The 23012-nt window shown below is 67.2% G+C and carries 17 protein-coding genes; 12 read left to right on the forward strand and 5 right to left on the reverse strand.

Annotated features, from left to right (window positions below; all coding sequences use genetic code 11):
• Positions 1 to 32: 32 nt before the first annotated feature.
• Positions 33 to 1598 (forward strand): long-chain-fatty-acid--CoA ligase, encoded by a 1566-nt coding sequence (locus IV501_RS05945; RefSeq protein WP_200555539.1) that lies wholly within the window; start codon positions 33 to 35, stop codon positions 1596 to 1598.
• Here IV501_RS05945 and hrpA read toward each other — a convergent pair whose 3' ends face one another.
• On the reverse strand, positions 1599 to 5492 hold the full coding sequence (gene hrpA / locus IV501_RS05950; protein WP_200555540.1) for an ATP-dependent RNA helicase HrpA: 3894 nt from the start codon (positions 5490 to 5492) through the stop codon (positions 1599 to 1601).
• A 341-nt stretch (positions 5493 to 5833) separates the two neighbouring features.
• Between hrpA and IV501_RS05955 the strand changes: the two genes are divergently transcribed.
• The 6 genes from IV501_RS05955 to IV501_RS05980 are packed head-to-tail and all read left to right on the forward strand — an operon-like array spanning position 5834 to position 12539.
• Positions 5834 to 6277 (forward strand): ArsR/SmtB family transcription factor, encoded by a 444-nt coding sequence (locus IV501_RS05955; protein WP_200555541.1) that lies wholly within the window; start codon positions 5834 to 5836, stop codon positions 6275 to 6277.
• Positions 6278 to 6286: 9 nt separating this feature from the next.
• Positions 6287 to 7786, forward strand: a complete 1500-nt coding sequence (locus IV501_RS05960) for an MmgE/PrpD family protein (RefSeq protein WP_200555542.1) — start codon at positions 6287 to 6289, stop codon at positions 7784 to 7786.
• Positions 7786 to 8691, forward strand: coding sequence for a methylisocitrate lyase (prpB, locus tag IV501_RS05965; RefSeq protein ID WP_200555543.1), 906 nt, complete (start codon positions 7786 to 7788; stop codon positions 8689 to 8691). The genes IV501_RS05960 and prpB overlap by 1 nt, the downstream gene beginning before the upstream one ends.
• Positions 8691 to 9821: a bifunctional 2-methylcitrate synthase/citrate synthase gene (locus tag IV501_RS05970; protein ID WP_200555544.1), complete on the forward strand. Its 1131-nt coding sequence runs from the start codon at positions 8691 to 8693 to the stop codon at positions 9819 to 9821. Before prpB ends, IV501_RS05970 begins: the two co-directional genes overlap by 1 nt.
• Before the next feature lie 14 nt (positions 9822 to 9835).
• Positions 9836 to 10663: an aldo/keto reductase gene (locus tag IV501_RS05975; protein WP_200555545.1), complete on the forward strand. Its 828-nt coding sequence runs from the start codon at positions 9836 to 9838 to the stop codon at positions 10661 to 10663.
• A 4-nt stretch (positions 10664 to 10667) separates the two neighbouring features.
• Entirely contained in the window at positions 10668 to 12539 is a 1872-nt protein-coding gene (locus IV501_RS05980) for a thioredoxin domain-containing protein (protein ID WP_200555546.1), read from the forward strand.
• Here IV501_RS05980 and IV501_RS05985 read toward each other — a convergent pair.
• Both IV501_RS05985 and IV501_RS05990 read right to left on the reverse strand, forming a co-directional pair.
• Positions 12536 to 13168, reverse strand: a complete 633-nt coding sequence (locus tag IV501_RS05985) for a hypothetical protein (RefSeq protein ID WP_200555547.1) — start codon at positions 13166 to 13168, stop codon at positions 12536 to 12538. The two genes, IV501_RS05980 and IV501_RS05985, sit on opposite strands and share 4 nt — an antisense overlap.
• Before the next feature lie 16 nt (positions 13169 to 13184).
• Entirely contained in the window at positions 13185 to 14828 is a 1644-nt protein-coding gene (locus IV501_RS05990; protein ID WP_200555548.1) for a dolichyl-phosphate-mannose--protein mannosyltransferase, read from the reverse strand.
• Positions 14829 to 14867: 39 nt separating this feature from the next.
• Between IV501_RS05990 and rsmI the strand changes: the two genes are divergently transcribed.
• Entirely contained in the window at positions 14868 to 15677 is an 810-nt protein-coding gene (gene rsmI / locus IV501_RS05995; protein ID WP_200555549.1) for a 16S rRNA (cytidine(1402)-2'-O)-methyltransferase, read from the forward strand.
• 85 nt (positions 15678 to 15762) lie between these two features.
• Here the strand turns inward: rsmI and IV501_RS06000 are convergent, their stop codons facing one another.
• A complete protein-coding gene (locus IV501_RS06000) occupies positions 15763 to 16644 on the reverse strand; it encodes a DUF559 domain-containing protein (RefSeq protein WP_200555550.1) in 882 nt (293 codons plus the stop codon).
• Between the two features lie 180 nt (positions 16645 to 16824).
• Here IV501_RS06000 and metG point away from each other — a divergent pair, with 180 nt between their 5' ends.
• Genes metG through IV501_RS06020 form a run of 4 tightly spaced genes read left to right on the forward strand, consistent with a single transcriptional unit; the run spans position 16825 to position 21192 of the window.
• Positions 16825 to 18399 (forward strand): methionine--tRNA ligase, encoded by a 1575-nt coding sequence (gene metG, locus IV501_RS06005; protein ID WP_200555551.1) that lies wholly within the window; start codon positions 16825 to 16827, stop codon positions 18397 to 18399.
• Positions 18400 to 18444: 45 nt separating this feature from the next.
• Positions 18445 to 19386, forward strand: coding sequence for a TatD family hydrolase (locus tag IV501_RS06010; protein WP_200555552.1), 942 nt, complete (start codon positions 18445 to 18447; stop codon positions 19384 to 19386).
• On the forward strand, positions 19383 to 20216 hold the full coding sequence (gene rsmA / locus IV501_RS06015; protein WP_200555553.1) for a 16S rRNA (adenine(1518)-N(6)/adenine(1519)-N(6))-dimethyltransferase RsmA: 834 nt from the start codon (positions 19383 to 19385) through the stop codon (positions 20214 to 20216). The genes IV501_RS06010 and rsmA overlap by 4 nt, the downstream gene beginning before the upstream one ends.
• A gap of 40 nt (positions 20217 to 20256) precedes the next feature.
• Positions 20257 to 21192, forward strand: a complete 936-nt coding sequence (locus IV501_RS06020) for a 4-(cytidine 5'-diphospho)-2-C-methyl-D-erythritol kinase (RefSeq protein ID WP_200555554.1) — start codon at positions 20257 to 20259, stop codon at positions 21190 to 21192.
• Positions 21193 to 21422: 230 nt separating this feature from the next.
• Here IV501_RS06020 and IV501_RS06025 read toward each other — a convergent pair whose 3' ends face one another.
• Entirely contained in the window at positions 21423 to 22952 is a 1530-nt protein-coding gene (locus IV501_RS06025; RefSeq protein ID WP_200555555.1) for a glycosyltransferase family 39 protein, read from the reverse strand.
• Positions 22953 to 23012: the final 60 nt, after the last annotated feature.

Here is a 23012-nt window from a genome sequence, read left to right on the forward strand (position 1 = left end):
GGATCAACGTCAGAGTCGACGAAGGGGTCACCATGTCCAACCCGAGTAATGCCACGATTTCAGTCGCGGCGATCCTCTCCGAATCCGCCGAGCGCACCCCCGACAAGGTCGCCATCGTCGTCGGTGGCGCCGAGACGACCTACGCAGAACTGTGGGAGCAGACGCGGCGCTACGCCGGGGCGCTCGCGGGTCTGGGTGTGTCGCCGGGAGACCCGGTCGCGGTGCTCATCCCGAACGTTGCCGACTTTCCGCGGGTCTACTACGCCGTGCTCAGCCTCGGCGCGATAGTGGTGCCGATCCACGCGCTGCTCAAGAGCGACGAGATCGAGTACGTGTTGCGTGACTCCGGCGCCACCCTGCTGGTCTGCGCTGCGCCCTTGCTCCCCGAGGGCGCGAAGGGTGCGGCCAAAGCGGGCATCCCGGTGCTGTCGGTGCTCGCGCCCGAGCCGGTCGACGGCATTCTGCAACTGGAGAAGCTGGCTGCGGACGCCTCACCGATCCGCACCTACCGGCCGATGGACCCGTTCGACACCGCGACGATCCTGTACACGAGCGGCACGACCGGCAAGCCGAAGGGCGCGATGGGCAGCCACTTCTCGCTGGTCGAACAGACCAACACGCTGCTCCTCACCACCTTCGAGATGGTGTCGGAGGACGTGATCTTCGGCGGCCTGCCGCTGTTTCACACCTTCGGGCAGACCGTCGCCCTGAACACCGGGCTGCGCGCCACCGCCCGCATCGTGCTGTTGCCGAAGTTCGACGGAGCGACCGCCCTGCGCGCCCTGATCGACAGCGAGTGCACGATCATGATGGGCGTGCCGACGATGTACATCGCCCTGCTCGAGGCGGCGAAGGCAACCGACGAACGACCGAAGCTCAAGTACGCGATCTCGGGAGGGGCATCCCTGCCGCTGGCGGTGATCGAGCGGTTCCGCGAGGTGTTCGGTGTGGTGATCTACGAGGGCTATGGGCTCACCGAGACGAGCCCGGTCGCGAGCTTCAACCACATCGGGCGCGAGCCGCGGGTCGGCAGCATTGGCCAGCCGATCTGGGGAGTGGATGTCGAGGTCGCCCGGTCGGACGCCGACGATCACATCGAGCTGCTTCCGCACGGCGAGCTCGGGGAGATCGTGGTGCGCGGTCACAACATCATGAAGGGATACCTCAATCAGCCGGGGGAGACGGCGAAGGCGATCGTCGATGGCTGGTTCCGCACCGGTGACCTCGGCACGAAAGACGACGACGGTTACCTGTGGATCGTCGACCGCAAGAAAGACATGATCCTGCGCAACGGCTACAACGTGTACCCGCGCGAGGTCGAAGAGGTGCTGATCGCCCACCCGGCGGTGTCGAGTGCGGCGGTGTTCGGTGTCGCTCACGAGACGCACGGCCAGGAGATCATGGCCTGCGTGGTGCTGGCGCCGGATGCGGCCGCGGATGCTGCGGAACTGGCGGCCTATGCGCGGGAGAAGCTCGCCGCCTACAAGTACCCCCGGCGTGTGGAGGTCGTAGAGATCTTGCCGCTCGGGCCGAGCGGCAAGGTGCTCAAGCGCGAGCTGGTGAAGCAGTACGAGGGCGAGGCGTCGCTGGTCGAGTAATCAGGTGCTCAGCAGCTTCGTGATGCGCTGCAGCGAGGCCGGCTCGGCCGTGCCCAGCTGCTGCGCGAACAGGCTGATCCGCAGCTCCTCGAGTAACCATCGCGCGTGCACGATGTTCGCCGACAGGGTGGGCGCCAGCGGCAGGGTTCCCCCCGCGGCCAGGTAGCGTTCCGTGGCGGACTGGACTTCGGACATCCAGACTCGGTCGCGTCCGAGGTTCTCGCCCAGCTTGGCGATGCGGTGTTCAATGCCGGCGAGGTAGACCGGCAGGCGGCGCAGCTGAATGAGTCCGGTCGCCGAGACGAAGCCCGGGTAGACCAGGTTTCCGAGCTGTTCCCGCACGTCGGCGAGCGGGCTCAGCAAGACGACACTGGAGGCGTTCTTGATCGCCTTCTCGTCCGTCCGGCCGGCCAGGATGACCTTGCTCACCAGCGACACGGTGCGAAACATCGTGTCGAGCAGCGTCGCCGAGATCTCGTCGCGCGCAGTCTCGAATTGCGCCTTCGTGAAGATCTCGCGCCCGTCGATCACGGCGTCGATGCAGGCGGCCAGGCAGTCGGAGAACAACTCCGCAGTGGTGCGGTACGGGCTCTGCGCCAGGCTGAGCTTCTCGGCGGAGGTCAGGTGCTCTTGCACGTACGACACGGGCGAGGGGATGGTGAGCTGCAGCATCCGTCTCACGCCGCCGCGTAGTTCGCGCGCCTGATCGGCGGGGGTGCTCATCAGGCGGATGGCGACGCTCGTGCCCTCATCGACGAGCGCGGGGTAGGCGCGAATCGTGTTGCCGCCCTGCTTGCTGTCGAGCACGCGCGGGAGTTCGTCGAAGTCCCAGCTGGTGAGACCCTTCCGCTCCAGCGCGCTGGTTGGCCGTGCCGCGCTGACCTGGGCGGCGACGGATGCGCGGGCCACGCTATCCCGCGCGCTCGAGCCGAGCTGCTGCTGCAGACCGCGCAGGTCTTTGCCGGCGGCGAGGGTCTTTCCGCGCTCGTCTTGCACCGCGAAGGTCACCAGCAGGTGGCTTGGCACGCGTTCCCGCTCGAAGTCGGCGGCCGTCACGGGCACGTAGGTGAGGCGCTGGATGGCGGCAGCCAGCGTGGTTGCGAGCGACTCGGAGCCCGGGGTTGCCGGCAGCTCGAGCAGCAGCTTGCGCGCCCAGTCTGCGGCAGGTACGACATTGCGGCGGATGGCCTTCGGCAGGGCCTTGATCAGCGCGGTGACCAGTTCCTCGCGAAGACCCGGCACCTGCCAGTCGAAGCCGGCGGGGGAGAGTCCGGGAAGCAGGGCCAGGGGCACCTGCACGGTGACGCCGTCATCCGCTGCCCCCGGCTCGAAGCGGTAGCGCAGGCTGAGGCGCTGGTCGCCCTGCTGCCAGTAGCTGGGGAACGCGTTCTCGTCGACCGCGGTGGTCGCCTCCTCCTCATCGACGAGGTTCTCGGCGGTCATGGTGAGCAGATCAGGGGTGGTCTGCCGCGCCTTCTTCCACCAGGACTCGAAGTCGCGCTGCGTGCTGACGTCGGCGGGGATGCGCCGCTGATAGAACTCGAAAACCGCCTCATCGTCGAACAGGATGTCGCGGCGGCGGGTGCGCTCCTCCAGCTCGGCGAGCTCCTTCCGCAGCCGACGATTGGCGACGTCGAAGGCCTTCACCTGCACGCTGGTGCGGTCGAGATCCCACTCTCCCTCGACCAGGGCGTGACGGATGAACAGCTCCCGCGCGTAACCCGGATCTACCCGGTTGAACTGCACCCGTCGACGCGCGACGATCGGGACGCCGTAGAGCGTGACCCGCTCGTAGGCGACCGCCGCTCCCTGCTTCTTCTCCCAGTGCGGCTCGCCGTAGCTGCGCTTGACCAGGTCGCCGGCGATGGGTTCGGCCCAGGCCAGGTCGATGGCGGCGTTGGTGCGGGCGAACAGCCGACTGGTCTCGACCAGTTCGGCACTCATGATCTCGGCGGGCTGCTTCTTGTTAAGCGCCGAGCCGGGGAAGATGCTGAAGCGCACCTGGCGGGCGCCGATGTACGGGCCCTTGGCGTCCCGGCTCTTGGCGTCCTTGCCGGTGCTCGCGGTGTCTTTGATGCCGATCTGGCTCAGCAGGCCCGCGAGCAGGGAGCGGTGGATGCCGTTCGGGTTCGTGCTCGGGGCGGTGACGACGAGGCCGAGCTGCGTGGTCATCCGTTCGAGTTGGCGGTAGACGTCTTTCCACTCGCGCACGCGCAGGTAGTTGAGGTACTCGTTCTTGCACATGCGGCGAAACTGGTTGCCGCTGAGCTCTTTCTGCTTCTCCTCGAGGTAATTCCAGAGGTTGAGCAGGGTGAGGAAGTCGCTGGTCGGGTCGACGAAGCGGGCGTGCTGCTGGTCGGCCTGGGGGCGGCGTTCGAGCGGCCGCTCGCGCGGATCCTGGATGCTGAGGGCCGCGACGATCGCCATGACCTCGCGCGTGGTGCCGTGTTGTTTCGACTCGATGACCATGCGGGCGAGCCGCGGGTCGATCGGCAGCTGCGTGAGCTGCTTGCCGATGCGGGTGATTCGAGGCTCGGTGACTGAGCCTGTCGAAGCGCCCTTCGACGAGCTCGGGGACCGTTCGGCTCGCGGTGTCTCGATAGCGTTCAGCTCGAGGAGCAGGTCGAGCCCGTCTTTGATACCGCGGGAGTCCGGCGGTTGCAGGAACGGGAAGTTCGCGATGTCGCCGAGGCCGAGCGAGATCATCTGCAGGATGACCGCGGCGAGGTTGGTGCGCAGAATCTCCGGTTCGGTGTACTCCGGGCGGCGGAGGAAGTCCTCTTCGGAGTAGAGGCGGATGGCGATGCCGTCGCTGGTGCGACCGGAGCGGCCGGACCGCTGGTTGGCGCTGGCCTGGCTGATCGCCTCGATCGGGAGGCGCTGCACTTTGGAGCGCACGCTGTAGCGGCTGATGCGGGCGGTTCCGGCGTCGATGACGTACTTGATGCCGGGGACGGTCAGGCTGGTCTCGGCGACGTTGGTGGCGAGCACGATGCGGCGGCGTGTGCCGGGCGTGCGACTGGTCTCGAAGACGCGGTGCTGTTCGGCGGAGCTGAGCCGGCCGTAGAGGGGGAGCACTTCGGTGCCGGGGAGCGAGCGTCCGCGGATCGCTTCTTCGGCATCCCGGATCTCGTTCTCGCCGCTGAGGAAGACCAGGATGTCGCCGGAGCCTTCGCGGCCGAGCTCGTCGATGGCGGCGTTGATGCCCTCCATCGGGTCGAGGTCTGCTCGGGTCTCCGCGGCATCCTCGTCGTCGTCGATCGGGACCTCGGCGACCAGCGGGCGGTAGCGCACCTCGACCGGGTATGTACGTCCGCTGACCTCGATGATCGGGCCCGGGGTGCCTGCGGCGTCGGCGAAGTGGCGCGCGAAGCTCTCGGGGTCGATGGTGGCGGAGGTGACGATGATCTTGAGGTCGGGGCGGCGCGGCATCAGCTGCTTGAGGTAGCCGAGCAGGAAGTCGATGGTGAGGCTGCGCTCGTGTGCCTCGTCGATGATGATCGCGTCGTACTTGCGCAGCAGCCTGTCGCGGTGGATCTCGTTGAGCAGGATGCCGTCGGTCATCAGCTTGACGCGGGTGTCTTTGGAGACGGTGTCGGTGAAGCGCACCTGGTAGCCGACGAGGCCGCCGAGCGGGGTGCCGAGCTCGTCGGAGATGCGCTCAGCGATGGTGCGGGCGGCAATGCGGCGGGGCTGGGTGTGACCGATGCTGCGGTAGCCGAGCTCGAGCAGGATCTTCGGCAGCTGCGTCGTCTTACCCGACCCGGTCTCGCCGGCGACGATCACGACCTGGTTATCGCGGATGGCCGCCGCGATGTCATCCCGTCGCTGGCTGACCGGCAGCTCTTCCGGGAAGGTGATCGCAACGTCGAGCGGAGCGGCGGTGTCAGGCATGGCCTTCCATGGTACGGCGCGATCGCGATCGCGATCGCGGGTGCGGGCGTGAGCGAGGCGCGGGGTAGTCCCGGGCAGGTTCGCGATTTCGTGATGTCAGTTCGCGCTAACATCAGCGCGAACTGACATCCGCGGGGGTTGCTATTCCTCGATTGTTGCCAGTTCGGGCTGACGTTAGCGCGAACTGACAATACGAATTCGCGCAGCCGTCGTCGCGGTTCGAGGCCTCGCGGTTCAGGGCGTCGCGGTTCGAGTCCTCAACAGGCCCCCAGCGAACTGCAGTTTCCCCACTTCGGCCTCCCCGCGCGTGCTCGGCGAGCGGGGACGGGACAGTCGATGTCATGCACGTCTATGAGGTCCTCGCCCAGCCGATCCGGCGCCGCATCGTCGAAGTTCTCGCGAGCGGTGAGCACACCGCCGGAGTCCTCGAGAACGTTGTCGTTCGGGAGTTCCACGTGACCCGCGCCGCCGCGCAGCACCACCTGCGACTGCTGAAAGACCACGACGTCGTCATCGCGGAGAGCGATTGGCCGCACCGCTCCTATCGCCTCAACGACCATTTCATCTCCTACCTCGAGCTGGAGGCACAGAAATTGCGCTGGTTCTGGGACAGGCGGATCGGGTGGCGGGTCAGGGCCGAGCAGGTCGTTGGATTTCACCTGCAGAGCGGGCGGGGCTACCGCGGGTCACCACCGTGGATACTCGAATCGGCCCGCGCCAGGGCGGTCGAGGTTGGGGCGTTCGGCGAGAAGCGAAGACGACAACAACGCGGCCACGCGTCCTAGGGTGGACGAGTGCAACTGAATCAGGTGCGGGTATACCGCAGTGACGAGAAGCTCGCCCGCGAAGACCAGCTCGCCTGGAAGATCGCCGAGGTCGCCGCCGACCCGGTCGAGGTCTCCAACGAGGTCACCGAGATGGTGATCAACCGCCTCATCGACAACGCCGCCGTCGCCACCGCCTCGCTCACCCGGGCTCCGGCGATTGCGGCACGGGCCCAGGCCCAGGACCACCCGTACGCTCCGGGATCGACGGTGTTCGGCATCCCGGGTCGGTACGGTCCGGAGTGGGCGGCCTGGGCCAACGGGGTCGCGGTGCGCGAACTCGACTATCACGACACCTTTCTCGCGGCCGAGTATTCGCACCCGGGCGACAACATCCCGCCGATCCTGGCCGTCGCGCAGCACGTGGGACGCGGCGGCCACGATCTGGTGCGGGGCATCGCGACCGGCTACGAGATCCAGATCGACCTGGTGAAGGCTATAAGTCTGCACGCGCACAAGATCGACCACGTGGCGCACCTCGGCCCGAGCGCCGCGGCCGGCATCGGCACCCTGCTGGGGCTTGCGCCCGAGACGATCTTCCAGTCCATCGGGCAGGCGCTCCACACCACCACCGCCACCCGCCAGTCGCGCAAGGGCGAGATCTCCACCTGGAAGGCGCACGCACCCGCCTTCGCCGGCAAGATGGCCGTCGAAGCGGTCGATCGAGCGATGCGCGGACAGACCAGCCCCACCCCGATCTACGAGGGCGAAGACGGGGTGATCGCCTGGCTGCTCGACGGGCCGGACGCCCACTACGAGGTGCCACTGCCCGAACGCGGTGAGACCAAGCGGGCCATCCTCGACAGCTACACCAAAGAGCACTCCGCCGAGTATCAGGCCCAGGCCTGGATCGACCTGGCCCGCCGACTGCACCAGCGGTACCCGGAACTCGGGCCGGACACGATCGAGCGCGTCATCATCCGCACCAGCCATCACACCCACAATGTGATCGGCTCCGGGGCGAACGACCCGCAGAAGTACGACCCGACCGCGAGCCGCGAAACCCTCGACCACTCCATTCCCTACATCTTCACCGTCGCGCTGCAGGACGGCGAGTGGGACCACGAGAAGTCCTACGCCCCGGAGCGGGCAGCGCGCCCCGACACCGTCGCGCTGTGGAACCGCGTCGTCACCGAAGAAGACCCCGAGTGGACCCGGCGCTACCATTCGAACGACCCGGCCGAGAAAGCGTTTGGCGGCAGCGTCGCCATCACGCTCCGCGACGGATCGGTGATCGTCGACGAAATCGCGGTCGCCGACGCGCACCCGCTCGGCGCGAACCCGTTTGGGCGCGAGCAGTACATCGCCAAGTTCCGCGGCCTCGCCGAGGGAACGCTGGAAGAGATCGAGATCGAACGCTTCCTCGACCTGGTGCAGCGTTTGCCCGAACTGGATGCGACCGAACTCGGCGGACTGACCGTGACCGCACGGCCCGGCCTGCTGCTTCCCGGCCCGAAGGGACTGTTCTAATGCTGTACACGGATGTCACGCCCGCCGAGAAGCGCGCCCGCCTGCGTGCCGCGCTCGGATCGGGAGAGCTGCTGCGCTTCCCCGGCGCATTCAACCCGCTGAGCGCCCGGCTCATCGGCGAGAAGGGCTTCGAGGGCGTCTATATCTCGGGCGCCGTCATCGCCGCCGATCTGGGCCTGCCCGACATCGGCCTCACCACGCTGACGGAGGTGGCAGCCCGCGCCAAGCAGATCAGCCGGATGACCGACCTCCCGACGCTGGTCGACGCGGATACCGGATTCGGCGAGCCGATGAACGTCGCCCGTACGGTTCAGGAGTTCGAGGATGCCGGAGTCGCCGGCCTGCACATCGAAGACCAGGTCAACCCGAAGCGGTGCGGGCACCTCGACGGCAAGGCCGTCGTCGGGCTCGACACGGCGACCAAGCGCATCCGTGCGGCGGTCGATGCGCGCCGGGACCCGAACCTGCTGATCATGGCGCGCACCGACATCCGTGCCATCGATGGATTGGCGGCCGCGACCGACCGGGCCAAGGCGCTCGCAGAAGCTGGCGCCGACGCGATCTTTCCCGAGGCGATGGCCGACCTCGCCGAGTTCGAGGCCATGCGGTCGGCGGTCGACGTGCCGATCCTCGCCAACATGACCGAGTTCGGAAAGAGCGAGCTGTTCACGACCGAGCAGTTGCACGGCGTCGGCATCGACATCGTCATCTACCCGGTCAGCCTGTTGCGCATCGCCATGGGCGCGGCTGAACGCGGCCTCGACACCCTCGTCGCCGAGGGTTCGCTGAAGTCCGAGGTGGCAGGCATGCAGACCCGCTCCCGCCTCTATGAGCTCCTCGACTATGAGGCGTACAACACGTTCGACACTTCCGTCTTCAATTTCGACGTACCGAAAGGCATGTGATGACAGAACCGACCGACATCAAGAAGGGGCTCGCGGGGGTCGTCGTCGACTACACCGCGATCTCCAAGGTGAACCCCGATACCAATTCGCTGCTGTATCGCGGCTACCCGGTGCAGGAGCTCGCCGCACAGTGCGATTTCGAGGAGGTCGCCTACCTGCTGTGGCACGGCGAGTTGCCGACGGATGCCCAACTCGCCGAGTTCCAGGCGCTCGAGCGTTCGCTGCGCCACCTCGATGAGAACGTGAAGCGGGTCATCGACGATCTGCCGGTCACCGCGCATCCGATGGACGTCGTGCGAACCGCGGTGAGCGTGATCGGCGCGAACGATCCAGAAACAGCGAACAGCAGCCGCGATGCCGAGCTGCAGAAGGCGCTCGCCCTGTTCGCCAAACTGCCGTCGATCGTCGCCTACGACCAACGTCGCCGCCGCGGCGAGCCCCTGATCGAGCCGCGCGACGACCTCGGCTACAGCGCGAATTTCCTGCACATGACGTTCGGCGAGGTGCCCGACCTGGTCGTCGTGAACGCCTTCGACGTGTCGATGATCCTGTACGCCGAGCACTCCTTCAACGCCTCCACCTTCACCGCTCGAGTGATCACGTCCACCCTCTCCGACCTGTACTCGGCGGTCGTCGGGGCGATTGGCGCTCTCAAGGGGGAGCTGCACGGCGGTGCGAACGAGGCAGTGATGCACACCTTCGGCGAGATCGGGTCGGCGGACAAGGTCGCGGACTGGCTCGACGCCGCGCTCGCCGAGAAGCGCAAGATCATGGGCTTCGGTCACCGGGTCTACAAGAACGGTGATTCGAGGGTGCCGACCATGGAGGCCGCGCTCGACACTCTGGTCGCCGAGTACGACGCCGGGGATCTGATGGAGCTCTACACCGCGCTGAAGAGCGACATGCAGCAGCGCAAGAACATCAAGCCGAACCTGGACTATCCCTCCGGACCGGCGTACCACCTGATGGGGTACGACACGGAGACGTTCACGCCCCTGTTCGTCGCGAGCCGGATCGTCGGGTGGACCGCGCACATCATGGAACAGCGCGCGTCCAACTCACTGATCCGCCCGCTGAGCGAATACAACGGCGTGGAGCAGCGCACCGTGCCCGACTCCGAGAAGAACTGAAAGAGAAAAGAAATATGACCATCCCCACCATCACCCTCAACGACGGCAAGAACATCCCGCAGCTCGGCTTCGGTGTGTTCCTGGTCGACCCGCCGGAGACCGAGCGGATCGTGACCGACGCCCTCGAGGCCGGCTACCGTCACATCGACACGGCCGCCATCTACGGCAACGAGGAGGGCGTCGGGCGTGCGATCGCGAAGTCGGGCATTCCGCGCGACGAGCTGTTCATCACCACGAAGCTGTGGAACTCCGAGCAGGCGTCGGAGAAGGCCGCGAACGCGATCGACGAGAGCCTGAGCAAACTCGGCCTCGATCACGTCGACCTGTACCTCATCCACTGGCCGGTGCCGAAGCAGGACAGGTACGTCGAGGCCTGGACGGCGCTCGAGCAGATCCGCGCCAGCGGCAAGGCCACCAGCATCGGCGTCTCGAACTTCCTGGTGCCGCACCTCGAACGCGTGCTCAAAGAGACTGGCGTGGTTCCCGCGGTCAACCAGATCGAGCTGCACCCCTACCACCAGCAGCCCGAGGTCACCGCCTTCGGTCGGCAGAACGGCATCGCCACCGAAGCCTGGGGTCCGCTCGGCCAGGGCAAGTACCCGCTGCTCGAGCTGCCCGAGGTGACCGCCGCGGCCGAAGCACACGGCAAATCCCCGGCCCAGGTGGTGCTGCGCTGGCACATCCAGCAGCAGCACATCGTCTTCCCCAAGTCGAACTCGAAGAACCGCATCGCCGAGAACTTCGACATCTTCGACTTCGAGCTGACCCCCGCCGAGGAGGCGGCGATCACCGGCCTCGAGCGGGGCGGCCGCGTCGGCGGCCACCCGATGGAGGTCGGCTAACTCCATGGCCGCTCGCCTCGCGGATGCCGTCAGCCCCTACCTCGTCTCGCACGCGGGTAACCCGGTCGACTGGTTTCCGTGGGGCGAGGAGGCCTTCGCGGAGGCGGAGCGGCGGGACGTTCCGCTGCTGATCTCGATCGGTTATTCGACCTGTCACTGGTGCCACGTGATGGCGCGCGAGAGCTTCAGCGATCCGGCGATAGCGGCACGACTGAACGCGGACTTCGTCAGCGTCAAGGTCGACCGGGAGGAGCATCCGGATGTCGACGCCAGCTACCTGACGTCGGCTGGCGCGTTCACCGACAACCTGGGCTGGCCGCTCACCGTCTTCGTCACTCCGCAGGGCAGGACGTTCTTCGCCGGAACGTACTTTCCGCCGAAGCCGCTCGCCGGGCATCCGTCGTTCTCGCAGGTGCTCGACGCCGTCCAGGAGGCGTGGACGGAGCGCCGTGATCAGGTTGAGGACAGCGCGGCGAAGGTCGCGGCTGCGCTGGGGTCCGCGGCGTCGGAAACCGCACCCGGTGCCCTCCCGACCGACTTTGCCGGCGTCGTCGCCGAGCTGGTCGGCTACGAGGACACCGAGTTCGGTGGTTTCGGCGGTGCGCCCAAGTTTCCGGTCGCGCCGGTGCTGCTCTTCCTGCTCGAGCGTGGCGCGCAGGACGACACGTCCCTGTCGAACACCGACGCCCGCGACCTGGCCGAGCGCATGCTCGTCACGATGGCCGGTTCGCCACTCCGCGACGCGGTCGAGGGCGGCTTCTTCCGCTACTCCACCCGCCGCGACTGGGGCGACCCGCACTACGAGCGCATGCTCTACGACAACGCCCTGCTGCTGCGCGCCTACGCCCGACTCGAGGTGCTTCGGCCGCAGGCCGCTCCCGGAATCGCCGCCGGAATCGCCGACTTCCTCATCTCGGTGCTGCAGCAGCCGGATGGCGGTTTCGCCTCCGCGCAGGACAGCGAAAGCACTGTCGTCGATGAGAACGGCGTCGGGGAGCGGGTCGAGGGCGGCTACTACGCCCTGGATGCGGCGGCTCGAGCCGCGCAGACACCGCCGGCCCTCGACGGCAAGATCCTCACCGGCTGGAACGGACTGGCCATCGAGGGTCTGGCCGCCGCCGGCTTCGCGCTCGATCGCCCGGATTGGCTGGCCGCGGCTGTGCGCGCCGCCGACCTCCTGCTCGGGCGGCACCGGGTCAGTTCCGGGGGTGCCGGCGACGGCACGTTGATCCGGGCATCCATCGGGGAGCGGGTGTCCGCCGCATCCGCCACCCTCGAGGACTACGGGATGCTCGCCTCGGGTCTGCTGCAGCTCGCGACGGCAACCGGGGAGGCTAGCTTCGCCATCGCGGCGCGCGAATTGGTCGATGTCTGCCTGGTCGAAGGTTCATTCGCCGTGCCGGGCGGGGCCGACCCCGCACTCGCTGCGCGCGGACTGGCTCTGGCGAGCGATCCGTCCGAAGGGGCATACCCCTCCGGGCTGAGCGCCATAGCGACCGCAGCGGAGAAGCTCTACCTGATCACCGCGGAGCAGCGATATCGCGATGCGGCGACGGAGGCGATGCGTTCGGTGGCGCCGCTCGCGATGCTGCGCCCGATCTCGTTCGGCACGTCGCTCGAACTCATCGCGCGGTTGGCCGTGCCGGTGACGCAGCTGGTCGTGGTGGGGGAGAACGGCGCGGAGGTCGGCGCGAAACTGGCGCGCACGGCATCCGTCGGTGTCAGCACGGTCGTCACGGTCGAGCAGGCTGCCGCTCTCGCGGCGGCCGGGTTTGAACTGTTCGAGGGGCGCGAGCGCGCTGCCGCGTACCTGTGTCGCGACTTCGTCTGTCGGCTGCCGATCACGCGGGAAGCGGAGCTGGCCGCCGCGCTCTAGGTTCGCGGCGTGGTCGAGGTGCGCGGTGTGGTCGATGTGCGCGGCATCGTCGCGGTCCCGTTCGCGATCGCGCGGCGCACCACGAACAGGATCGCTCCGAGTCCGACCGCGATGCAGACCTGCCCGAGCACACCGAGCGGAAAGTAGATGTGGTCGTTTAGAAACAGGAACGCGCCCACGATCAGCACCACGCCACCCGGCGCGGCCAGCACACCGGCTCGACGGAACGACGCGAGCGCCGTGATGCCGCAGGCCGCGATGAACGCGACGCTGCCGACGAAGCCGATGTCGCGGCCGAGGCCGAAGACCGTGCCCGTCGCCATGCCCATGTCGTCGAGTTTCAGACCGCCAGCGCCGATGCCGGCGAGCACGTCGAGGCCGGTGTAGAAGGCAGCGTAGAGAAACCCAAGGATGCCGACCACCCAGGTCAGGAAGGGGTCGTAGCCGCGGATCACGAGCCACGGTCCGAACGCGAGCAGGGGGAACACCGGCAGCAGGCCGATGTGCAGGTTGCGCCAGTACTCGGCGGACGCAGCGGTGAGGTGCTCCGGGTGGGTGACGCCCACGATCGCCAGGGCCACGGGCGGCACGAGCACGGCGAGGTAGAGCAGAACGGTGCGCGAGGTCATCCGGCTAGGTTACGGCCTAGTGCCAGCCCGGGAACCAGTAGTGCAGCTGGATGAACGAGACGGACACTTGGTCGCCGGTCCAGATCGGGTAGAAGAAGGCGCTGATCGCGGTCACGGCAACCACGAAGACCATCACGACACCCACCCCTCCCGGCTGGAACCGCCGTGGCACGCTCACGTCGAACGGGTTCCCGGTCGTCGGTCGCAGCAGCAGTCCGATCACCAGCACCAGCGACAGGATCATGTACGGCTCGAACACGATCGCGTAGAACTGGAAGATCGTGCGCTGCGCGTACAGCAGCCAGGGCAGGTAGCCGGCGACGATCCCCATCAGGATTAGGCCGCACTGCCATTCGCGGTACCGCACCAGCCGATACGACACGTAGACCAATGCTGCTGTCGCCGCCCACCAGATGAGCGGGTTGGCGATCGAGGTGATGAACTGCGCGCAGCCGTCCGCGTCGGTGCAGCCGCCGACGCCATCGGCCACAGACAGATACGAGAACGCGGTCGGCCGGGTGAGAAACAGCCAGGTGAACGGGTTCGCCTGGTAGGCGTGAGCGGTGTGCAGCCCGACATTGAAGTCGTAGATGCTCTGCTGGTAGTGGAAGAAGCTCTGCACTGCGCGGGGCACCCAGGAGAAGAATCCGGATGCCGCATTGCCGGGCTCATTCGCCCACTCCCGGTAGTAGCCGCCCTTCGTCACGAACCACCCGGTCCAGCTGAGCAGGTAGACCGCGACTGCCACCGGCACGGTGAGCAGGAAGGTCGCAAACGCCTGCCGGAACACGGCGCTGCTCGCCCAGAAGGTGATGCCGGCATGTTTGCGGGCCACGGCGTCCACCACGACGCTGTAGATGGCGAAGGCGGCCAGGAAGTACAGGCCGCTCCACTTCACCGCGGAGGCGGCACCGAACAGTATTCCGGCGGTGACGAGCCAGGGGCGGGCCCACAGGGTGGGGCCCCAGTCGAGGTCGCCGCCGGCATCCGTTCTGCGCGCGACCCAACGATCGAGGCGCACCCGGGCCTGGCCGCGGTCGAGAAGGATCGCCCCGAAGCCGAGCAGGGTGAAGAACATCACGAAGTTGTCGAGCAGGCTGATCCGGGAGAGCACGATCGCGTGACCGTCGACCGCGAACAGGAAGCCGGCGAGGGTGGCGAGCAGCGTGGAGCGCAGCAGCGCGCGGGCGATCAGAACGAGCAGGAACACGGCAAGGATGCCGACCACGGCGGTGCTGATTCGCCAGCCGACGGAGCTCTGGGCGCCGAACAGGTCGAGCCCGAACGAGATGATCCACTTGCCGAGCGGCGGATGCGCGACGTACGCGGGCGCACTGGTGAAGGTGTCCACCTGGCCGGCGTTGAAACCCGTGTCGGCGCCGGCAGGCCATGCCCCCTCGTATCCGAGGCGCGAGAGGGTCCAGGCATCCTTCACATAGAAGGTCTCGTCGAACACCAGCGTGTGGGGAAACCCGAGGTGCCACAGCCGCAGCACCGCGGCGAGGAGCGTCACCACGAGGGGACCGCCCCAGCGCCACAGCCAGCGGCGCAGCGGCGTCTGATCGAGCCAGGCGGCGACCCTGTCCACTCGCCCGGGCTGCTGCCACGGAACCTCGGTGGTGGCCACGAGCGCATCGAACGCGGGCTCGGGTCTGGTCACCAGGCAATCGTAGGGGAGGGGCGGTGGGAGGATTGCTGGGTGCTCATCCTCGCCGCGACCCCGATCGGTAATCTCGGCGACGCCTCACGCCGGCTCGTCGAAGCGCTCGAGAACGCCGAGGTGATCGCTTCCGAAGACACTCGCGTCACCATTCACCTGATGCGGGCCCTGGGCGTCGAGAACCGCCCGCGGCTGATCGCGTTGCACGAACACAATGAGGTGGCGAAGGCCGGCGAGATCGTCGAGCTGGCGCGGTCGACGGATGTCCTGGTGCTGACCGATGCCGGAATGCCCGCCATCAGCGACCCCGGCTTCTCGATCGTGGCCGCCGCTGCCGACGCCGGAGTGACCGTCACGGCGCTGCCCGGACCGTCTGCGGTGCTGACCGCACTCGCCGTCTCGGGACTGCCGACCGACCGGTTCAGCTTCGAGGGATTTCTGCCGCGCAAGGGCCGTGTCGCCTATTTCGCCGCGCTCGCCACCGAACAACGCACCATGGTCTTCTTCGAGTCGCCGAACCGCCTCGCCGATGCGCTGCGCGACCTCGCCACATCGCTGGGCTCCGAGCGTCGAGTTGTGGTCTGTCGCGAGCTCACGAAAATGTACGAAGAGGTCAAGCGGGGAACCGCCGCCGAGCTGGTCGAGTGGGCGTCGGCGGGGGTCCGCGGCGAGATCTGCATCGTGGTGGAGGGGGCCGCGCCGGTGGCGTTCAGCCTCGATACGGGGATCGCACAGGTGCTCGAGCTCGTGGCATCCGGAACCCGGCTCAAGGAGGCCTCGACGGAGGTAGCCTCGCTCACTGGCCTGAGCCGCCGCGACCTGTACGAAGGCGCGCTCACCCGCCGCTGACGCCCCCGCCCCACTCCTCACGTTTGCCCGAATATGCAGGTTTTTGGTACGCAAAACCTGCATATTCGGGCAAACGTGGAAGAACTCATCGCGGGCGGGGAAGATTCAGGTGCTCGCGGATGCGAGCGACCAGTTCGGTCGGATCTTTGAGATCGTCCCAATTGATTTCCATCACCCGCCATCCCTTCCCCTCGAGGCGAGTCCGGCGGGTCATGTCCTTGCGCCATTGTTCCTTCGGGCGGTGGTAGTCCCCCTGATACTCGAGGATCAGCTTCTGCTCGACGAAGGTGAAGTCTGGACGAATGGCCGGACCGTCATCGGTCTGAACAAGAACGTGGTTGATGCTCGGCGTCGGCAATCCGCCGTGAGCGATGATCACCCGCAGAATCGATTCGGGCGGAGATTCGGCGTGAGCATCGAGCAATGGCAATGCTGCACGCATCCGCGGTAGGCCACGTCGTCCCGGAAAGTGCGTGACTGCATCCGAAAGTTCGGCCGTCGTCACGATGGGTAGTCGCCAGTGGATGAGGTGATCACCCACCGCGACCAATTCGTGCACGCTGAGCTGGCTTGCAAGGTCGCACCAGGTGCGAGGGGGCGCGGTCATCCGAAGTCCCTCCTGGGCGAGAATGTCCTGATCGCGAAGGCTGAGGCGGTGGCCTCGGATGTGGGTGGCATGGGGGCCGCGGGCCGGTGCCGGGATGACGATGTGCAGATCCGATGACCGCTCAAGGCGCCAGGGCACGGGGAAACCCAGCAGCTGAGCAGCGGTGGAATGGCTAAAGGCCGCGGTCGGCGGCATGCGCAACGCAAACAGCCGGCAGCGGGCGATGAAGTCGAGGTCAGGCTCGGTCGAGCGGATCGAATGCACGGTGCGGTTCCAACGCCTGCCGCGCAGATCGTTGGCCTCGACTCCGGCGGCGATGGCGTCACGGACTCGAAACGGTTGGATGTCGGACTCGGTCATCGGGACATGGTGGCGCAGCGCGTCAGCTGCCGTCGATGGTTTTCCACAGCCCCTCCCACGTTTGCCCGAATATGCATGTTTCCGGTACCCAAAACCTGCATATTCGGGCAAACGTCGAGGGTGGGACAGGGAGAAGCGGCGGCGGCGTAACGGGATACCCGCAGGAATTAGAATGGGCGGATGGCCGCCGGAGAATCCTTCTACATTGCGACGCCCATCTTCTACGTCAACGACGTGCCGCACATTGGCCACGCGTACACCGAAGTTGCGGCTGACCTCCTCGCACGCTGGCACCGTCAGGCGGGCGACGACACCTGGCTGCTCACCGGCACCGACGAGCACGGGCAGAAGATCCTGCGCACGGCGGTGGCGAACGACACGACGCCCAAGGCCTGGGCCGACAAGCTGGTGGCGGATGCCTGGCAGCCGCTGCTGAAGACGATCGAGATCGCGAACGACGACTTCATCCGCACGACCGATAAGCGTCACGAAGAGGGCGTGCTGGTCTTTCTGCAGAAGCTCTACGACGACGGCTTCATCTATTCCGGCGAGTACGAGGGCTACTACTGCGTCGGCTGCGAGGAGTACAAGCAGCTCGACGACCTGATGGAGACCGAGAACGGCGACTACGCCGGTCAGCAGGTCTGCAAGATCCATGGCCGCCCGGTGGAGATCCTCAAGGAGAAGAACTACTTCTTCCGGATGAGCGATTTCCAACAGCGCCTGCTCGACCTGTATGAGTCGCAGCCCGACTTCATCCAGCCGGAGAGCGTGCGCAACGAGATCATCCAGTTCGTCAAGCAGGGACTCGACGACCTGTCGATCTCGCGCTCGAGCTTCGACTGGGGAATCACGATCCCCTGGGACGACAGCCACGTGCTCTACGTCTGGTTCGACGCTCTGCTCAACTACATCACCGCGATCGGCTACGGCGCCGACATGGAGAACTTCGAGCGCCGCTGGCCGGCCGTGCAGTTGGTCGGTAAAGACATCGCCCGCTTCCACGCCGTCATCTGGCCCGCGATGCTCATGGCCGCGGAACTTCCCGTGCCGAAGCGCGTCTTCGGCCACGGCTGGCTGCTCGTCGGCGGCGAGAAGATGTCCAAGTCGAAGCTCACCGGTATCGCCCCCGAGCAGATCACCGAGACCTTTGGAGCGGATGCCTTCCGCTACTACTTCATGCGCGCCATCAGCTTCGGCCAGGACGGCTCGTTCAGCTGGGAAGACCTCAGCGCCCGCTACCAGGCCGAGCTCGCGAACGGATTCGGTAACCTCGCCTCTCGCGTCATCGCCATGGTCACCCGCTACCGCGACGGCGTGATCCCGGCTCCCGGCGCGTACGAGCCCGCCGACGAGGCGATCTTCGCCACGGCTCGGGATGTCGCGGCGGGCGCGGATGCGGCGATCGAGCGTTTCGCGATCAACGAGGCGCTCGCCGTGATCTGGAACCTGGTCGACGAGCTCAACGGCTACATCACCATTCAGGAGCCGTGGGCCCTGTCGAAGGACCCGGAGAAGGCGGAGCGGCTCAACACCGTTCTGTTCACCGTGGTCCGCGGGCTCGGCACCCTCGCGGTGCTGCTCGCTCCGGTCATCCCGACGGCATCGGCGAAGCTATGGGCCGCTCTCGGCGGCGACGGCGCTGTCGACGCCCAGGACATCCGTGCAGCCTTCGACTGGGAGGGCGGCCCGAACGTGACGCCGCTCGAGTCGTCGCTGTTCCCCCGGATCGAGCAAGTCGTCGCCGCTGAATAACCGTCGACTGAGTAAGGTGACGCAGGAACGACGGAGGGAAGCGCGATGACCGGAGCACACGTGCGCGAGCGCGACCCCGAGCACGTGCAGAAGCGCGACCTCAGCTACCCGCCACTGCCGGTACCGCTGGTCGTCGGCACCTACGACAACCACACGCACCTGGAGATAGCCGACGGGGAAGACCCGCTCGACTACCTCGAGCAGCTCGACCGCGCTTCGAGCGTCGGCATCCGGGGCGTCGTGCAGGTCGGCGGCGACCTCGAGACCTCGCGCTGGTCGGCCGAGATGGCAGCCAAGGAGCCGCGGATGCTCGCGGCCGTCGCCATCCATCCGAATGAGGCTCCGCGGTACGAAGCAGCGGGGGAGCTGGATGCGGCCCTCGCGGAGATCGACGAGTTGGCCGCCCGCCCGCGGGTGCGCGCCATCGGCGAGACCGGGCTCGACTTCTTCCGCACCGAGGGTGACGGGCTGGCCGCACAGCACCGCTCGTTCGAGGCGCACATCGAGATCGCCAAAAAGCACGGCCTGGCCATGCAGATCCACGATCGGGATGCGCATACCGAGGTCATCTCGACCCTCCTGCGCGTCGGAGCGCCAGAGAAGACCGTTTTCCACTGCTTCTCCGGCGACGCCGACATGGCCCGCATCTGCGCCGATCACGGCTGGTATCTCTCGTTCGCCGGTACCGTCACGTTCAAGAACGCGACCAATCTGCGCGAGGCGCTCGAGGTGATCCCGCGCGACCTGATCCTGGTGGAGACGGATGCGCCCTACCTCACGCCGACCCCGTACCGCGGGCGGCCAAACGCCCCGTACCTGATTCCGACCACGCTGCGCTTCATGGCCGACCACCTCGGTACCGAGGTGTCGATGCTGGCCGCCCAGGTGACCTCGAACACCGAGTTGGTCTACGGCAGCTGGGACTCCGAGCCCGTGCTGCACGGCGAAGACGAGCCACTCGAGTACGACCCGGCGGACATCGCGTGAGCCTATTGGGGCCTGCGGAGATCCGCGACCTGGCCGCGCTGCTCGACCTGCAGCCGACCAAGAAGCTCGGCCAGAATTTCGTCATCGACGCCAACACCGTGCGTCGCATCGTCAAGGCGAGCGGGGTCACTCCCGGCGAGAGCGTCGTGGAGGTCGGCCCGGGGCTGGGCTCGTTGACTCTCGGGATACTGGAGGCCGGGGCATCCGTCGTCGCCGTCGAGATCGACGACCGCCTGGCCGGTCAGCTGCCGAAGACGGTTGCACTGCTGCAGCCGGATGCAGAGCTCACCGTGATCCTTCAGGACGCGATGACCATCACCGAGCTTCCCGGCGACCCGACCGCCCTGGTCGCGAACCTGCCGTACAACATCTCGGTGCCCGTGCTGCTGCACTTCATCGAGCTGTTCCCGAACATCGACAAGGCGCTGGTGATGGTGCAGGCCGAGGTCGGGCAGCGCATCGCCGCCGAGCCCGGCTCGAAGATCTACGGCAGCCCGAGCCTCAAGGCCGCCTGGTACGGACGCTGGAGCACCGCGGGCATGGTCAGTCGCCAGGTGTTCTGGCCGGTGCCGAACGTCGACTCGATTCTGGTGCGGTTCGCGCGGGCCGAGCAGCCGGGAACCGAGGCCGAGCGGCGTGCGACGTTCGCGCTGATCGATGCCGCGTTCCAGCAGCGACGCAAGATGCTTCGGCAGTCGCTGTCGGTCGTCCTCGGGGATAGCGCGGCGGCATCCGCCCGACTGGATGCTGCCGGGGTGGCCCCGACCGCTCGCGGTGAGGAGCTCACCGTGCTCGATTTTCTGCGGATCGTTCGAGCCGAGGAAGTATAGGCGAACGTGACCCGTGCGGGCTGTCCAGTAGGTTGGATGCATGACCACCGCGGGCGCCACGAAGGCCGTTCACGCTAAGGCTCCGGGCAAGATCAACGTCTTCCTCAAGGTCGGCGCTCTGCTCGACGACGGCTACCACGACGTCGCGACCGCCTACCAGGCCGTCTCGCTGTTCGAGGATGTCCGCGCGACTCCCGCAGACGACTTTTCGGTAAGTTTCACCGGCCCGATCGACACGTCCTCGCTCGCCGTCGACGGAAGCAATCTGGCCATCAAGGCGGCGACGCTGCTCGCCCATCGCGCCGGCTATCGCCGTGGGGTGCACCTCGAGATAGAGAAGCACGTACCGATCGCGGGCGGCATGGGCGGCGGATCCGCGGACGCCGCGGCGACCCTGCTCGCCTGCGACACTCTCTGGGGCACCGACCTCGGCCGGGACGAACTGATGGAGCTCGCGGCCTCGCTGGGCTCCGATGTGCCCTTCGCCTTCGCGGGCGGCACGGCGATCGGCACCGGACGCGGCGACAAACTCAGCCCCGCCCTCGCCGCCGGGCAATTCCAGTGGGTGCTGGCTCTCGCCGACTTCGGCATGAGCACTCCCGAGGTCTACAGGGAACTCGACCGGCATCGTGACCGGCACGCGCAAGACATTTTCCCCGCGGCCATCGCGCCGCAGGTCGACACCGCGGTGCTGCAGGCGCTGCGAGCCGGTGACGCCCACATGCTCGCCGAGGTGTTGCACAACGACCTGCAGGCGCCGGCCCTGCACCTGGAGACCCAGCTCGCCTCCGTGATTCAGCTCGGCGAGGAGAACGGTGCGCTCGCGGGGCTGGTCTCCGGCTCCGGCCCGACCATCGCGTTCCTCGCGCCCGACCTCGACGGTGCGCTCGAGCTGCAGATCGCGCTGAGCGCGGCGCGGCTCACCGTGGTGCGCGCGACCGGCCCGGTGCACGGCGCCCGCATCGTGAGCGACTAAGCAGCTCGGCCTCAGTTCCGTTTTCGCTTCTGCGCCGCCACTTCTGCACCGCCACTTCCGCACCGCCACTTCTGCACCGCCACTTCCGAAATGAAGGCAAATTTCGCCAACTCTCGGCGTGTCTGCGACGACACGCCGCCCCGCATCGAAAACATCCTTCATTTCGGAAAGGGCGACCACAAATGCGGGCGAGCGGCAGCTTAAGTGAGTTCGAACTAGGGCTGCCCAGGTCAGCGCACGTAGCGCACGACGTTGGTCGTCGAAATGTTCCACTCGCGCTCGACGTGGAAGCCCAAGGCCGCCAATTTCTCGGCCACGCTCGGCCGCCAATCCTGCTTATCGCTGGTGATGAGCCAGGCAACACTGGTGCCGTCGAACCGCTCGGTCACCTGGTCGAGCGGATACGCGGTCTCCCAGAGGGTGCCGGTCTGCGCGGCCGGGGTCTTGAGCTTCACGTCGACGAGCCCTGCGAAAGCCTCGGGATACGAGTACTCGATCACCCGGCTGGTCGCGGCCTTGTGTTTGCGTAGCGGCCCCCAGATCACAGCTTCTGAGGCGTCAGGAGCGTCGGCAGCCCGTTCGCGAGCCACGAGTTCGGCGACCTGGTTCCACGCCGTCGACTGCTTCGCGGTTGGCGTGCGCTGCGCGATGTACGAGGGCATCGTGAGCACGGCACAGAGGGCGACGATGCCCGCCGCCATCCACCAGCGGCGAACGGATGTCGCGGCCACCGCCATGAGCACGGCTGCGGCCGGCGCGCTGAACGTGACATACCGCGCCGAGTACAGCGGATCCACCAGCACCGACGCGACCAGGAGCCCGGCCGTCGGCACGATCAGCCAGGGCAGCACCACGGCCGCAAACCCGACCCCCGCTCTGCGATAGCGCGGGTGCCTGCGCAGCAGCAGCACCGCGCCAATGACAATGAGGATCCAACCCGCGATCGCGAACGTGTTATTGCGATAGAACCACTGGGCGACGAAGACGCCGTGCAGCGTATCGGCGTCGAGCGGGAGGATCCAGGAGACCTGACCGGACTGGGCATCGGCCAGCCGCAGCAGCGGGATGCTGGCGAGCCCCGCCACCGCGGCCGCGGCGGCGAACAGGCCGACCGACCGTCGATCGCGGCGCGCGTTCAGGATCACCGTGACGGCGTGGGCGGCGATCACCAGGGCCAGATAGAGGAAGGTCCAGATGGCGAGCGTGGCGAGAAGGGCATATGCGGTCCACCAGAGCAGGCGCGAGCGTCGGGATTGTGCGGCGCGACGCCACGCTCCGACGAAGACCAGGGTGAGACCGATGGCCAGCACGACCTGCACGGCGTAGGAGCGGCCTTCGCCGCCCATCCAGGTCACCCGGGGCAGCAGCAGAAACAGTACGGCGGAGGTGATGGCGAGGCGTTCGGATGCGAACCTGCGCACCAGTACGAGCAGCAACGCCGCGGCGAGCCCGGTGGCGGCGGCGCTCGGGAGGCGCAGGGTGGACGGCGTGTAGCCCACCAGATCGAACCAGACGTGCATCGCCGCGTAGTACACGCCGTGCACCGCGTCGATGCCCCCGAGCATCCGAAAAAGCTCGGGCCAGCTTCGGGTCGTGGCCGAGATGGTCGCCGCCTCGTCGAACCAGACCGACGGCACCCACGAGAAGGCGAAGGTGACGAGCAGTCCGAGCACGCCGACGGATGCCGGGGCAATCAGCTGGCGCGCGGACCCGTTCGGGCGGCTGACCGTGACGGGCGCGGTGGGGCGGAGCGTGGTCATCCGGTCATCCCCCCTCTGCTTTTCGCCTGTCTGGCTATTGAGTGTTTGGCCACTCACTGT

Source organism: Lacisediminihabitans changchengi (assembly GCF_016634425.1).
Taxonomy (GTDB): Bacteria; Actinomycetota; Actinomycetes; order Actinomycetales; family Microbacteriaceae; genus Lacisediminihabitans; species Lacisediminihabitans changchengi.

Coding starts and splice junctions, on each gene's coding strand:
- IV501_RS06010 (WP_200555552.1), top strand. CDS start 18,445: ATGACCGGAGCACACGTGCGCGAGCGCGACCCCGAGCACGTGCAGAAG.
- hrpA (WP_200555540.1), bottom strand. CDS start 5,492: ATGCCTGACACCGCCGCTCCGCTCGACGTTGCGATCACCTTCCCGGAA.
- metG (WP_200555551.1), top strand. CDS start 16,825: ATGGCCGCCGGAGAATCCTTCTACATTGCGACGCCCATCTTCTACGTC.
- IV501_RS06025 (WP_200555555.1), bottom strand. CDS start 22,952: ATGACCACGCTCCGCCCCACCGCGCCCGTCACGGTCAGCCGCCCGAAC.
- IV501_RS05970 (WP_200555544.1), top strand. CDS start 8,691: ATGACAGAACCGACCGACATCAAGAAGGGGCTCGCGGGGGTCGTCGTC.
- IV501_RS05975 (WP_200555545.1), top strand. CDS start 9,836: ATGACCATCCCCACCATCACCCTCAACGACGGCAAGAACATCCCGCAG.
- IV501_RS05955 (WP_200555541.1), top strand. CDS start 5,834: ATGCACGTCTATGAGGTCCTCGCCCAGCCGATCCGGCGCCGCATCGTC.
- IV501_RS06000 (WP_200555550.1), bottom strand. CDS start 16,644: ATGACCGAGTCCGACATCCAACCGTTTCGAGTCCGTGACGCCATCGCC.
- IV501_RS05945 (WP_200555539.1), top strand. CDS start 33: ATGTCCAACCCGAGTAATGCCACGATTTCAGTCGCGGCGATCCTCTCC.
- IV501_RS06020 (WP_200555554.1), top strand. CDS start 20,257: ATGACCACCGCGGGCGCCACGAAGGCCGTTCACGCTAAGGCTCCGGGC.
- IV501_RS05985 (WP_200555547.1), bottom strand. CDS start 13,168: ATGACCTCGCGCACCGTTCTGCTCTACCTCGCCGTGCTCGTGCCGCCC.
- prpB (WP_200555543.1), top strand. CDS start 7,786: ATGCTGTACACGGATGTCACGCCCGCCGAGAAGCGCGCCCGCCTGCGT.
- IV501_RS05980 (WP_200555546.1), top strand. CDS start 10,668: ATGGCCGCTCGCCTCGCGGATGCCGTCAGCCCCTACCTCGTCTCGCAC.